Genomic DNA, 12,513 nt, shown 5'->3' with positions numbered 1-12,513 from the left:
GTGCGAGTCGTCCGCAGGGCGGGTGGCGGACGGGCCCGGCCGGGCGGGGCCGTGGCACGCGGTAGTCTCGACAGGTGCCGAAACTGTCCGACGTCATCGCCGTGCTCGAAGAGATCTACCCCCCGCAGTGGGCGGAGTCCTGGGACGCGGTGGGCCTGGTCTGCGGCGATCCCGAGGCCGAGGTGGGCCGGGTGCTGTTCGCCGTCGACCCCGTGCAGGCCGTGGTGGACGAGGCCGTCGAGTGGGGCGCCGACCTGCTGATCACCCACCACCCGCTCTACCTGCGCGGCACCACCACGGTCGCCGCGACCGGCTTCAAGGGCCGGGTGGTGCACACCCTGATCAAGCACGACATCGCGCTGCACGTCGCGCACACCAACGCCGACCATGCCGACCCGGGCGTCTCCGACGCCCTCGCCGAGGCCGTCGGACTGAAGGTCACCGGCCCGCTGGTGGCCGACCCGACCGACCCGGCGGGACGCCGCGGCAGCGGCCGGATCGGCGAACTCCCGCAGCCGATGACGCTGAGCGCGTTCGCCGCCCAGGTCGCCGCCGGACTGCCCGCCACCGCGGCGGGCGTCCGGGCCGCCGGCGACCCGGAGCAGCAGGTGCGCCGGGTCGCGGTCTGCGGCGGCTCCGGCGACTCCTTCCTCGCCGAGGCCCGCAAGGCCGGCGTGGACGCCTACCTCACCGCCGACCTGCGCCACCACCCCGCGTCCGAGGCCACCGAGGCGGCACCCGTCGCCTTGGTCGACGCCGCACACTGGGCCACCGAGTGGCCCTGGCTCAACCTCGCCGCCCGCGAGCTCACCAGCCGTGCCACCGACCGCGGTTGGCCACTGGAGACCCGCATCTCCACCCGGGTCACCGACCCGTGGACGGCGCACGCGCCGATGCCGTACGCCCCCTGACACCCGTCGAACCCACACACAGGAGCCATCCCGCGTGAACGCCGCGCCCGCCGACCAGATCCGCCTGCTCGACCTGCAGGCCATCGACTCCCGTCTCGACCAGCTGGCCCACCGGCGCCGCACCCTGCCCGAGCACGTCGAGATCGACAAGGCCACCGCCGACCACACCGCCCTCAAGGACCTGGTGGTCGCCGCCCAGGCCCAGCTCGGCGACACCACCCGCGAGCAGACCAAGGCCGAGGCGGACGTCGAGCAGGTCCGTGCCCGGTCCGCCCGCAACCAGCAGCGGATGGACTCCGGCGCGGTCACCTCGCCGAAGGACCTGGAGAACCTCCAGCACGAGAACGCCTCGCTGGCCAAGCGCCAGGGCGACCTGGAGGACATCGTGCTGGAGGTGATGGAGCGCCTGGAGTCCGCGCAGACCCGGGTCACCGAGCTCACCGCCCGCCTGGAGCACTCCGCCGTCGTGGTCGCCGAGGCCGAGGGCCGCCGCGACGCCAAGTTCGCCGAGATCGACGGCGAGGTCGAGAAGGTCCGCCGCGACCGCGAGGCCGTCGCCAACGTCATCCCCGCCGACCTGATGAAGGCCTACCTGCGCCTGCGCGAGCAGCAGGGCGGCGTCGGCGCGGCCCGCCTGTACCAGCGCCGCTGCGAGGGCTGCCGCACCGAGTTCTCCATCACCGAGTTCAACGCGATCAAGGCCGAGCCGGCCGACAAGGTGCTGCGCTGCGAGAACTGCGGCCGGATCCTGGTCCGCACCGGCGAGTCGGGCGTCTGACCCCGGTGGCCGGAGCCCGGTTCATCGTTCAGGCCGACGGCGGCTCCCGGGGCAACCCGGGGCCGGCCGGCTACGGCGCGGTGGTCCTCGACGCCCGCACCGGCGAGATCCTGGCCGAGGCCGCCGAGTTCATCGGACGGGCGACCAACAACGTCGCCGAGTACAAGGGCCTGATCGCCGGGCTGAAGGCCGCCCGCGCACTCGACCCGGACGCCCGGATCCTGGTCGAGATGGACTCCAAGCTGGTCGTCGAGCAGATGTCCGGCCGCTGGAAGATCAAGCACCCCGACATGCAGCCGCTCGCCGCCGAGGCCCGCGGCGTCGCCGGGCGCGGCAACGTCGAGTACACCTGGATCCCGCGGGAGAAGAACAAGGAGGCCGACCGGCTCGCCAACGAGGCGATGGACGCCGGGAAGCACGGCCGCCAGTGGGAGCCCAAGGCCCGGGCCGCCGCCGCCGCCCCCGTGGTGGACGAGCCGCTGCCCGCCGCACCCGCACCCCGGGCCGGCTGGGCCGCGCCCGCCGACCTCGGCGCCCCCACCACGCTGGTGTTCCTCCGGCACGGCGAGACCCCGCTCACCCCGCTCCGGCAGTTCTCCGGCAGCACCGGCAGCGACCCCGGCCTCTCCGAGAAGGGCGTCTGGCAGGCCGAACGCACCGCCGAGGCGCTCGCCGCCCGCGGCACCGTGCAGGCCGTGGTCTGCTCGCCGATGCTGCGCACCCGGCAGACCGCCGAGGCCGTCGCCCGCCGCCTCGGCCTGGACGTGCGGATCGAAGAGGGCCTGCGGGAGCTCGACTTCGGCGACTGGGAGGGCCTCACCTTCGCCGAGGTGATGGAACGCCACCCCGACGACCTGACCGCCTTCTTCGGATCCGCCAAGGCCAAGCCCACCGGCAGCGCCGAATCGCTCACCACGCTCGCCCACCGGGCCGGGCAGGCCCGCGACAAGATCCTCGCCCGCTACCCGGGCAAGACCGTCCTGGTGGTCTCGCACGTCAGCCCGATCAAGACCCTGGTCCGGCTCGCCCTCGGCGCCCCGCCGGACGCCGTGCACCGGATGGAACTCTCCGCGGCCTCGCTGTGCGCCGTCCAGTACTACAGCGACGGCAACGCCTCGCTGCGGCTGCTCAACGACACCTCGCACCTGCGCTGACGTCGTCGTGGTGGCGGACGGTCAGTGCACGTCCGTCACCACGACGTCCAGCTGCCACGGCTTGCGGCCCGTGCCGCGCGCCGCGACCTCCACCCGGTAACCCAGCTGCGCCAGCGCGTCCACCAACTCGCCAGGCGAGGACGGCTCCAGGCCCGCGGCCAGCAGGTCGCGCACCAGACGGCCCTTGGTCGCCTTGTTGAAGTGGCTGACCACGGAACGCTTCAGCACCCCGTCCACCTCGCGCTCCTGCAGCACCCGCACCGTCACCGTCCGGCCCGCCACCTCACCCGCCGGCTTCCACGCCGCCGCGTACGCCGAACTGCGCAGATCCAGCACCAGCCCGTCCGCGGCCTCCTCCGGCAGGACGCTGTCCATCGCGGTCCGCCAGTACGGGCCGAGCGCGCCCAGCGGCGGCAGCTTCACGCCCATCGCGCAGCGGTACGGCGGGATCCGGTCGCCGATCCGCACCGCGCCCCACAGGCCGGAGAACACCAGCAGCGAACGCTCCGCCAGCGCGTACGCCCGCTCGTCCAGCTTCGCCAGGCCCAGGTTGTCGAACAGCACCCCGGTGTACACCTCGCCGGCCGGCCGCGCCCCCGCCGTCAGCAGCCCCGCGTTCTTGGCCACCTCCCCGCGCAGGCCCTTGCTCAGCCCCAACACCTCGGCCGCCCGCTCCTCGTCCCCCGCACACAGCTCCACCAGCGCCGCCAGCGCCTTCTCCCGCGCCCCGGTCAGCCCCACCAACGAGAGCCCCGCCACCTCCACCGGCACACCCGCCTCCGGCGCGGCCTTCCCCTCCGACGGCGGCAGCAGAACCAGCACGGCAACACCCTTCAACGACCCACGACAGACCGGTCAACCCTAACGACCAGCGGGGCCGCACCCCGAATCCGCGACCGTCCGCACTGCGGTGCGGTGTGGTTGCCGCCGTGCTCCGGCGAACTACCGCCCGCGGGCGGCCACCACCGCCGCGCCCGTGCCGAGGGCCAGGCAGAGCGGGGCGTAGACGCGGCGGTCCAGGCGGACGAAGTCCGGGGTGCGGCGGGTGAAGGCGAGCGGGCCGGCCAGGCCGCGGGTCAGCAGGGCGCCGGCGACGCCCGCCGCACCGGCGGTGCGCAGGCGGCGCGGGCCGAGCGGGGGCAGCACTCCGCCGCGGGCGGCGACCAGGTAGGCGCCGGTGCCGAGCAGTCCGGCCACGGCCAGGCAGGCTCCGGCGGAGGGGAGTCGGTCGGGGGCGACGCCGACCACCAGGTCGGCGAACTGCTCGCGGTCCCGGCACGGCCACGGCGAACGGGACCACACCGCGTGCAGCGCGCCCACGGCGGCCAGCGTGCCCGCGACGGCGGTCGCCGTGGCCCGCACCCCGCGCCCGCCTCCGGTCGCGTCCGTCCGGTCCCCGCAGCACCGGCACTCCGAACCCGGCGCCACCCACTGCCGTTTGTCCGTCCGAGCTGTCACGGCCCCGCCCCTTCCCACGGCCAATCCCCGTGCACCGCCGCCGGTTTCACGGCCGGTCCGGGTGCACCAACCACGCTACTGCGCCTTACGCTGCGACCATGCCGCGCCGAAAGCTCAGCGTCCGGGCCGCCCAGACCGCCAGGATCAACACCGAACTCGCCGACCTCAGAAGCCTTCTGGAGATCCGCACCGACTGGCCGCCGGAAGTCCTCGCGGAGGCCGAGCGGGCTGCCTCGCTGCCCCGCCTGCCCGAGTTCGACGCCACCGACCTCGACCTGTTCACCCTCGACCCGCCGGGCTCCCGCGACCTCGACCAGGCCATCCACCTGGCCCGCCGCGGCGGCGGCTACCGGGTGCACTACGCGATCGCGGACGTCGCGTCCTACGTCTCGCCGGGCGGCGCGATCGACACCGAGGCCGGCCGGCGCGTCCAGACGCTGTACTTCCCGGACGGCAACGTGCCGCTGCACCCGGCCCGGCTCTCCGAGGGCGCGGCCAGCCTGCTGCCTGGCGAACTGCGGCCCGCCCTGCTCTGGCAGCTCGACCTGGACGCCGACGGCGCGCTGCTGCTGGCCGACGTGCGCCGGGCCCGGGTCCGCTCACGACGGAGGCTGGACTACGCCACCGTCCAGGGCCGGATCGACGCCGGCGGCGCGGACGAGCAGCTCACCCTGCTCGCCGAGATCGGCCGGCTCCGCGAGGCGCAGGAAGAGGCCCGCGGCGGGGTCAGCCTGCCGATCCCCGAGCAGGAGGTGGAGGCCGTCAACGGCGGCTACCGGCTCCGCTACCGGGCGCCCCGGCCCGCCGACGGCTGGAACGCCCAGCTCTCGCTGCTCACCGGCATGGCCGCCGCCGAGCTGATGCTGGACGCCGGGATCGGCCTGCTGCGCACCCTGCCCACCGCCCCCGAGTCCGCCTTCGAGCGGCTGCGCCGGGTCGCCGCCGCACTCGAGGTGCCCTGGCCGGACGGGCTGCCCTACCCGCAGCTGATCCGCTCCCTCGACCCGGCCCGCACCGCCGACGCCGCGTTCCTGAACGAGTGCACCGGCCTGCTGCGCGGCGCGGGCTACCACGCGTTCGACACCGCCCGCGGCACCGTCCCGCCCGCCGACCCCGGGCACGCCGCGCTGGCCGCCCCCTACGCCCACTGCACCGCGCCGCTGCGCCGCCTCGGCGACCGGTACGCGCTGGAGGTCTGCCTCGCGGTGGCCGGCGGCACCGATGTCCCGGGCTGGGTGCGGGACGCCCTGCCGCTGGTGCCCGCGCGGATGAGCAGCGGCGACCGCCGCGCGCACGCGGTGGAGCGCGCCTGCGTGGACCTGGTGGAGGCGGAGCTGCTGCGCGGCCGGGTGGGCGAGGACTTCCGGGCGGTGGTGATCGACGTGGACGAGCGCCGGCCGGGCACCGGCACGGTGCAGCTGCGCCGTCCCGCGGTGGTCGCCAAGTGCGACGCGGCCGACCGGCTGCCGCTGGGCCGCCGGGTGACCGTCCGGCTCACCCTGGCCGACCCGGTCGCCCGGGCTGTCCGGTTCGCGCTGGTGCCCGACGCACAAGGGCCTTCGGGGGCTGCCGAGGCCGGTGCGATGATCGGGGAATGAGCCGACCGAGCACTGCTCCCGACCGCCGCCGCCGGCTGATCGTCCTGGCCATCTGCTGTCTGAGCCTGTTCATTGTCGGCCTGGACAACACCGTGGTGAACATCGCGCTGCCCGCCATCCAGCGCGACCTGGGCGCGCCCGCGTCCGGCCTGCAGTGGGTGATCGACGCCTACACGCTGGTGCTGGCCTCGCTGCTGATGCTGTCCGGGTCGATCGCGGACCGGATCGGCCGCCGCCGGGTGTTCCGGACGGGGCTGCTGCTGTTCGTGCTCGGCTCGCTGCTGTGCAGCCTGGCGCCGGGCCTGGGCTGGCTGATCGCGTTCCGGGCGGTGCAGGCGGTCGGCGGGTCGATGCTCAACCCGGTCGCGATGTCGATCATCACCAACACCTTCACCGACCGGAAGGAGCGGGCGCAGGCGATCGGCGTGTGGGGCGGCGTGGTCGGCATCAGCATGGCGCTCGGTCCGCTGATCGGCGGGTTCCTGGTGGACAGCGCGGGCTGGCCGTCGATCTTCCTGATCAACATCCCGGTCGGGCTGGCGGCCTTCGTGCTGACGCACCGCTACGTCCCGGAGTCCCGGGCGCCGCGGGCCCGCCGGCTGGACCCGGTCGGCCAGCTGCTGATGGTGCTGATGCTGGGCTGCGGCACCGCCGCGATCATCGAGGGGCCGGGCCACGGCTGGACCTCGCCGGGCATCCTGGCGCTGGCCGGGGTGGCGCTCGCCGCGCTGCTGGTGTTCCCGTTCTGGGAGCGACGGGTGCCTGAGCCGCTGATCGACCCGCGGTTCTTCCGCAGCGCCCCCTTCACCGGGGCCACCGTCACGGCGGTGTGCGCGTTCGCGGCGCTCGCGGGCTTCCTGTTCCTGAACACCCTGTACCTGCAGAACGTGCGGCACTACACCCCGGTGGTGGCCGGCCTGTGGACGCTGCCGATGGCCGGGCTGACGCTGCTGACCGCCCCGCTGTCCGGCCGGATCGTCGGCGGCCGCGGCCCGCGCCTGCCGCTGCTGGTGGCGGGTGCGGCGATCGCCGCCAGCGGGGTGCTGCTGACCGGGCTGACGGCCGACTCCTCGGCCCTCCTGCTGCTGCCCGCGTACGCGCTGTTCGGGCTGGGCTTCGGCATGGTGAACGCGCCGATCACCAACTCGGCGGTCTCCGGCATGCCGCTGGCCCAGGCCGGGGTGGCCGCCGCGGTGGCCTCCACCAGCCGGCAGGTCGGCCAGTCGCTGGGCGTCGCGGTGATCGGCTCGGTGGTGGCCGGAGCGGTCGCCTCGGCCGGGAGCTTCACGCCCGCCACCCACGCCGGCTGGTGGATCGTGGCCGGCCTGGGCCTGACCGTCTTCGTCCTCGGCCTGGTCACCACCACGCCGTGGGCGGCCGGCACGGCGGCCCGGGTGGCGGCCCGCTTCGACCGCCAGGTCCCGGGCGGGGTACGGGGAGCCTCCGTGGAGCGGCTACCATGACCCTTACGGCGGACGAGCCGGCCGGGCGGTCGCGTCGGGTCCCTTCTGGGGGCCCGCCGAGGAACGTCCGGGCTCCACAGAGCAGGGTGGTGGGTAACGCCCACCCGGGGTGACCCGCGGGACAGTGCCACAGAAAGTAGACCGCCCACCGCTTCGGCGGTGGGTAAGGGTGAAACGGTGGTGTAAGAGACCACCAGCGACCGAGGTGACTCGGCCGGCTCGGTAAACCCCACTCGGAGCAAGGTCAAGATCGACACCCTCGGGTGTCGTGCGCGGGTGTTCGAGGGCTGCTCGCCCGAGCTCGCGGGTAGACCGCACGAGGCTGTCGGCAACGGCAGCCCTAGATGGATGGCCGCCTCCCCGGGCCGCGCAAGCACCCCGGGAGACAGAACCCGGCGTACAGGCCGACTCGTCCGCCGCCTTCGGGTTCTCCGCCGCACGCCGAATGCGTGCCCGCGTGATCGTGTGCCAACTCTCCGTGTTTTCGCCATCGGCTTTCCGGAATGGGCAAAGCGCTGTCCGAATGTCGATTCGTCGGCGTACCGCCAATTCGCTGTCGAGTTGTTTCGGCGCGGACATTTCAACCTCGGACACGGCGAAGGGGCGGTCACCTTTCGGTGACCGCCCCTCACTTGCTACCGGACCGCCTCAGGCCCAGCGGGCCCGCGGGTAGGTCAGGCCTTGCCCCAGGTGTTGGTGGACCACAGCGCGCTACCGTTGGTCGGGGTGCTGCCCGCGCGGTAGGTGACCATGTTGCCGTCCGACTGGATCCGGGTCCACGCGCCCGGGTTGTCCCAGGTGCCGTTGGTCCAGTACGCGGCCTTGTCGTCGGCCACGCCGAAGACGCCGCTGGGGTCCTGGACCGTGAGCGCGCCCGGGTGCCCCTGGGTGTTGGCCGCCCAGATGACGCCGCCGTCCTTCTTGCGGTAGAGCACCAGGTTGCCGTCAGCCTGCTGGATCAGGATGGTGGTGCTGGACTCCAGCCAGTTGTTCGCGAAGATCGCCTGGCCGTACTGCCCGGTGCCCTTCAGGTTGTCGGCCGGCGAGTCGACGTACTGGCCGTTCACGTAGTCCGGGAAGAAGCCGGCGTCGTTCCGCCAGTACGGGGTGCCGCCGTTCGAGTTGCCGACCAGCAGCTCGCCGCCGTCCAGGACGAACACGGCGTTCGTCTTGTTCCAGGTGCCGGTGGACCAGACGGCGCTCACGCCGTCCTGCTTGTAGATGACGAAGTTGCCGTCGGCCTGCATGACGGCGGAGGCGCCGTTGTTGCCCCAGGTCTTGCTGGACCACAGGACCTGGATCTGCTTGCCGTTGTCAGCGGTCAAGTACTGGACCAGGTTGCCGTCGGTCTGCATCGTCAGGGTGCTGTAGCCGACCTTCACGCTGTCGCCCGGCTTCAGGCTGTCGCCCGGGTTCAGCAGGGCGTAGGTCGGGGTGACGATGACGCCCTGCGGGGCGGCCTTGGCGGTCTTGGCCTGCGCGGCGACCTTCGGCATGGTGCGCGCGGTCGACGCGGTCTTCACGGCCTTGGTGCTGATCTTGCCCTTGGGCGCCGGAGCGGCGGAGGCCGCCGGAACCGCGACGGCCGTCATGGCACCGGCTGCGATCAGCAGCGCGGCGGCACGAGTGAACGTGCTCTTACGCATGGGTCCCCCCTCGAAGAGAAATGGCTGGAGCCCGTGATGAATCCAGCGGAGAATTCATACACCCAGCCGCGGACAGTGTTGCAGGCGGGGTGGGTTACTCGCGAGGGATATTCGTACGAATCGTCAGCAGACCTTCGTCACAGCGCCGAAGAGCCCGTCCGCGCGAGTGCGGACGGGCTCTTCGGGCAATGCTGGCGGAGGGTCAGCCCACCGAGGAGTTGTAGCTCTCGATGGCGGGCTGGAGCTCCTTGGCGGCGTCCGCGAGCGCCTGCTGGGCGGTCTTGGTGCCCGCGATGGTCTGCTCGATCGCGGTCTCCACGCCCTTGCGGGCCTGCGGCATGACGCCGAGCAGGCAGCCGGCCGTGGCCGTGGTCGGCTTGGTGGCCTTCAGCTGCTCGATCGCGGTCTGGAACTGCGGGAACTTGCCCACCCACTCCTTGTCGGCGGGCAGGTCCAGCGCCTTGGAGTTGACCGGGAAGTAGCCGGTGCCGGTGTGCCAGACGGCCTGCTGCTCGGGGGCGGTGAGGAACTTCTCGAACTCCCAGGAGGCGCGCTTCTGGGCGTCGGAGTGGCCGGGGCCGGAGATCCACAGCGAGGCGCCGCCGATGATCGGGCCGCCCTGGTCGCCGGCCGCGGTCTTCGGGAACTGGGCGGTGCCGACGGTGAACTTGGCGGCCTCGGTGTAGCCGCGCAGCACGCCGGTGGACTCCAGGTGCATGGCGACCGTGCCGGCCTTGAACGCGGCCTGCGCGTCCGGGGTCTGACGGCCCGTGTTGGCCGCGTAGCCACCCTTGACCAGGTCGGCCCACCACTGGACGATCTCGGCGCCCTTGGCGGAGTCGAAGGCCACCTTGCCGGCCTTGCCGCTGCGGCCGTTGTCGGCGTCGCAGTACAGCGCGCCGTTCTCGGCCAGCAGCTGCTCGACGAACCAGCCGTAGATGGCCGCGCCGAAGCCGTACCGGACGGTCTTGCCGCTGTCGTCCTTCTTGGTCAACTGCTTGGCCATGTCGCCGAGTTCGGCGAGCGTCGTGGGCGGCTTGGCCGGGTCGAGGCCGGCCTCCTTGAACGCGTCGTCGTTCAGGTACAGCAGCGGCATCGAGGAGTTGAACGGCATCGACTGCAGCTTGCCGCCGACCGAGTAGTAGTTCCGGATGTTGGCCTGCAGGTCGTCCAGCGAGTAGCCGTCCTTGTCGGCGAACGCCTGCGCCGGGACGGTCTGCTTGGAGTCGATCATGAAGCGGGTGCCGATGTCGTAGACCTGCACCACCGCGGGCGTGGCCTTCTGCTGCACCGAGGCCTTGTACTTGGCGATCAGGTCGTCGTAGGTGCCCTGGAACAGCGGCTTGACCTCGATCTTGCCCTGGTGCGCGGCGTTGAACTGGTTGACCAGGGCGGTCAGCTGCTCGGCGTTCTTGCCGGTCATCGAGTGCCAGAACTCGATGCTGGTCACACCGGACGCCTGGTCCAGCGCGGAGGCGGCCGGGGCGCCGGACTCGTCGGAGGAGCCGCCGGAGCCGCTCGAGCTGCAGGCGGTCAGGGCCAGGCCGGACACCAGCAGCGCGGCGAGCGCGCGGGCACTTCTCTTCACGGGTTCTCTCTCTTCTGCGAGGGTTGGGACCGGGAGCGGTGGTACGGGCGGAGCGAAGTGGCGGTGCGTCAGCGGACGGCGCCCGCGGTCAGGCCGCGGACGATGAACCGCTGGCCGAACAGCACCAGCGCCAGCGTGGGCAGCAGCGACAGCACCACGCCGGCCATGATCAGGCCGGGGTCGGTCATCTCGGAGTCCCGCAGCGAGGTCAGGCCGATCTGCAGGGTCTGCATGTTGGCGGTGCGGGTGATGATCAGCGGCCAGAAGTACTGGTTCCAGGACGACAGGAAGACGTAGATGGCCAGCGCGGCCAGGGCCGGCTTGTTCAGCGGCACCAGGATCCGCCACAGGAACCGCCAGTGGCCGGCCCCGTCGATCCGGGCGGCGTCCCGCAGCTCGCCCGGGAACTGGCGGAACGACTGCCGCAGCATGAATGTCCCGAAGCCGGACGCCAGGAACGGCAGCACCAGGCCGAAGTAGGTGTTGCCCATGCCCCAGTCCGACAGCGTCAGGTAGTTGGGGATGATGATGGCTTCCCACGGCACCATCAGGGTGGCCAGGAACAGGCCGAACACGATGCTCCGGCCGCGCATCGGCAGGAACACGAAGGCGTACGCGGCGAGCACCGCGGTGAACAGCTGCGCCACCGTGATCAGGCCCGCCACCAGCATCGAGTTGCCGTACTGGCGGAACAGCGGGATGGCGTGCACGGCGCCGGAGAAGTTCTCCCCGGTGAGCGAGTGCGGCATCATCGCGGGCGGGTAGCTGGCGATCTCGTCCGGGCGCATGAAGGCGCCGGCGAAGACGTAGTAGACCGGGAAGGCGACCGTCAGCACGGCCACGGCGAGCACTGCCCAGACCCCGACCCGGCCCAGCGTGTCGCGGACGCGCAGCGGCGGGCGGGCGGTGCGGGCGGGCTCGGCGACGGCGGGCGTCTTGGTGAGGGTGGTCATGCGTAGTGCACCTTCCGCTCCAGGACTCCGAACTGCACGGCGGTGCAGCACAGCACGACCACCATCAGCACCACGGCCTGCGCGCTGGCGGTGCCGAAGTCGCTGGAGCCGTAGGCGAACGCCTTCTCGTACACGGAGTAGACCAGGGTGCGGGTGGAGCCGTCCGGGCCGCCCTTGGTGAGGATGTGGATCTGGCCGAAGCTCTGCAGCGCGTTCACGGTGGAGATCACCACCAGGAAGAACAGGCTGGGGCCGAGCATCGGAATGGTGATCGAGCGGGCCAGCCGGAAGCCGGACGCGCCGTCCAGCCGGGCGGCCTCGGTGATCTCGCCCGGGATCGAGCCGATGCCGGCCGAGAGCACCAGCACGTTGTAGCCGAGGTTCATCCAGATCGTGGAGATCGCGACGGAGATCAGCGCCCACTGGGAGTCGGTCAACCAGCCCACCGGGCCCAGACCGAGGTGCGACAGCAGCCCGTTGAGCACACCGCTGGCGGGGTTGTAGAACACCGAGAAGACCACCGAGGCGCTCGCCACCGAGAACGCGAACGGCAGCGCGAAGGCGGATCGCAGCAGCCGCACGCCGCGGATCCGACCCTCCATCAGCAGGACCAGCAGCAGCGCCCCGAGCACTCCGGGGACCACCGTGAACAGCACGAACAGCGCGGTGGTGACCAGCGTGGTGCGGAAGTCCGCCGAGGAGAGCAGGTCGGTGTAGTGCTTCATGCCGACGTACTTGGAGGGCGCACCGAACAGGTCGTTGGCGTGTGCGCTCAGGTAGAAGGTGCGCCCCAGCGGATAGACGATGAAGAGCGCGAAGACCACTACCGAGGGCAGCAGGAAGGCCCAGGCGAGCCCGTGCTCGCCGAGACGGCGCCGTGGCTCGGGTGGGCTTGATGCGGTCGGCATGGTGCGCGTCCGCCTTTCGTGACGTTGGTTCCGGCCAAACCGTGTCGTCCTCGAAC

11 protein-coding genes and 1 other RNA gene are annotated in these 12,513 nt (G+C 72.4%); 6 read left to right on the top strand and 6 right to left on the bottom strand.

Annotation, left to right across the window (positions count from 1 at the left end):
• Positions 1 to 74 precede the first annotated feature (74 nt).
• The 3 genes from ACFYST_RS10705 to ACFYST_RS10695 are packed head-to-tail and all read left to right on the top strand — an operon-like array spanning position 75 to position 2,843.
• On the top strand, positions 75 to 911 hold the full coding sequence (locus tag ACFYST_RS10705; protein WP_387861335.1) for a Nif3-like dinuclear metal center hexameric protein: 837 nt from the start codon (positions 75 to 77) through the stop codon (positions 909 to 911).
• A gap of 34 nt (positions 912 to 945) precedes the next feature.
• On the top strand, positions 946 to 1,689 hold the full coding sequence (locus tag ACFYST_RS10700; protein WP_387643369.1) for a zinc ribbon domain-containing protein: 744 nt from the start codon (positions 946 to 948) through the stop codon (positions 1,687 to 1,689).
• Positions 1,690 to 1,694: 5 nt separating this feature from the next.
• Entirely contained in the window at positions 1,695 to 2,843 is a 1,149-nt protein-coding gene (locus tag ACFYST_RS10695) for a bifunctional RNase H/acid phosphatase (protein ID WP_387861333.1), read from the top strand.
• Positions 2,844 to 2,864: 21 nt separating this feature from the next.
• Here ACFYST_RS10695 and yaaA read toward each other — a convergent pair whose 3' ends face one another.
• Complete coding sequence (gene yaaA, locus ACFYST_RS10690; RefSeq protein WP_387861331.1) at positions 2,865 to 3,665, bottom strand: peroxide stress protein YaaA; 801 nt, start codon at positions 3,663 to 3,665, stop codon at positions 2,865 to 2,867.
• Between the two features lie 120 nt (positions 3,666 to 3,785).
• Complete coding sequence (locus tag ACFYST_RS10685; RefSeq protein ID WP_387861329.1) at positions 3,786 to 4,205, bottom strand: DUF3995 domain-containing protein; 420 nt, start codon at positions 4,203 to 4,205, stop codon at positions 3,786 to 3,788.
• A 194-nt stretch (positions 4,206 to 4,399) separates the two neighbouring features.
• On the opposite strand from ACFYST_RS10685, the gene ACFYST_RS10680 reads away from it, so the two are divergent.
• The 3 genes from ACFYST_RS10680 (at position 4,400) to rnpB (ending at position 7,778) form a co-directional block, all read left to right on the top strand.
• Positions 4,400 to 5,899 (top strand): RNB domain-containing ribonuclease, encoded by a 1,500-nt coding sequence (locus tag ACFYST_RS10680; RefSeq protein ID WP_387861327.1) that lies wholly within the window; start codon positions 4,400 to 4,402, stop codon positions 5,897 to 5,899.
• The gene (locus tag ACFYST_RS10675) at positions 5,896 to 7,362 is read left to right on the top strand and encodes an MFS transporter (protein ID WP_387861325.1); all 1,467 of its coding nucleotides are present in this window, start codon (positions 5,896 to 5,898) and stop codon (positions 7,360 to 7,362) included. The genes ACFYST_RS10680 and ACFYST_RS10675 overlap by 4 nt, the downstream gene beginning before the upstream one ends.
• 13 nt (positions 7,363 to 7,375) lie before the next feature.
• Positions 7,376 to 7,778, top strand: an RNA gene (gene rnpB, locus ACFYST_RS10670) — RNase P RNA component class A.
• Positions 7,779 to 8,036: 258 nt separating this feature from the next.
• Here rnpB and ACFYST_RS10665 read toward each other — a convergent pair.
• The 4 genes from ACFYST_RS10665 to ACFYST_RS10650 form a co-directional block, all read right to left on the bottom strand.
• Positions 8,037 to 9,008 (bottom strand): hypothetical protein, encoded by a 972-nt coding sequence (locus ACFYST_RS10665; RefSeq protein ID WP_387643380.1) that lies wholly within the window; start codon positions 9,006 to 9,008, stop codon positions 8,037 to 8,039.
• A gap of 202 nt (positions 9,009 to 9,210) precedes the next feature.
• The gene (locus ACFYST_RS10660) at positions 9,211 to 10,596 is read right to left on the bottom strand and encodes an ABC transporter substrate-binding protein (protein WP_387643382.1); all 1,386 of its coding nucleotides are present in this window, start codon (positions 10,594 to 10,596) and stop codon (positions 9,211 to 9,213) included.
• A 68-nt stretch (positions 10,597 to 10,664) separates the two neighbouring features.
• Positions 10,665 to 11,549, bottom strand: coding sequence for a carbohydrate ABC transporter permease (locus ACFYST_RS10655; protein ID WP_387643384.1), 885 nt, complete (start codon positions 11,547 to 11,549; stop codon positions 10,665 to 10,667).
• Positions 11,546 to 12,457: a carbohydrate ABC transporter permease gene (locus ACFYST_RS10650; protein WP_387861324.1), complete on the bottom strand. Its 912-nt coding sequence runs from the start codon at positions 12,455 to 12,457 to the stop codon at positions 11,546 to 11,548. The genes ACFYST_RS10655 and ACFYST_RS10650 overlap by 4 nt, the downstream gene beginning before the upstream one ends.
• Between the last annotated feature and the right edge of the window lie 56 nt (positions 12,458 to 12,513).

This window comes from Kitasatospora sp. NPDC004614, from assembly GCF_042873675.1.
Taxonomy (GTDB): domain Bacteria; phylum Actinomycetota; class Actinomycetes; order Streptomycetales; family Streptomycetaceae; genus Kitasatospora.
This window is presented reverse-complemented; position numbering and strand designations above follow the sequence as displayed.

Bases quoted from the DNA above. Each gene is read 5' to 3' on its own strand.
- ACFYST_RS10680 (WP_387861327.1), top strand. From the start codon at position 4,400: ATGCCGCGCCGAAAGCTCAGCGTCCGGGCCGCCCAGACCGCCAGGATC.
- ACFYST_RS10675 (WP_387861325.1), top strand. From the start codon at position 5,896: ATGAGCCGACCGAGCACTGCTCCCGACCGCCGCCGCCGGCTGATCGTC.
- ACFYST_RS10665 (WP_387643380.1), bottom strand. From the start codon at position 9,008: ATGCGTAAGAGCACGTTCACTCGTGCCGCCGCGCTGCTGATCGCAGCC.
- ACFYST_RS10655 (WP_387643384.1), bottom strand. From the start codon at position 11,549: ATGACCACCCTCACCAAGACGCCCGCCGTCGCCGAGCCCGCCCGCACC.
- ACFYST_RS10650 (WP_387861324.1), bottom strand. From the start codon at position 12,457: ATGCCGACCGCATCAAGCCCACCCGAGCCACGGCGCCGTCTCGGCGAG.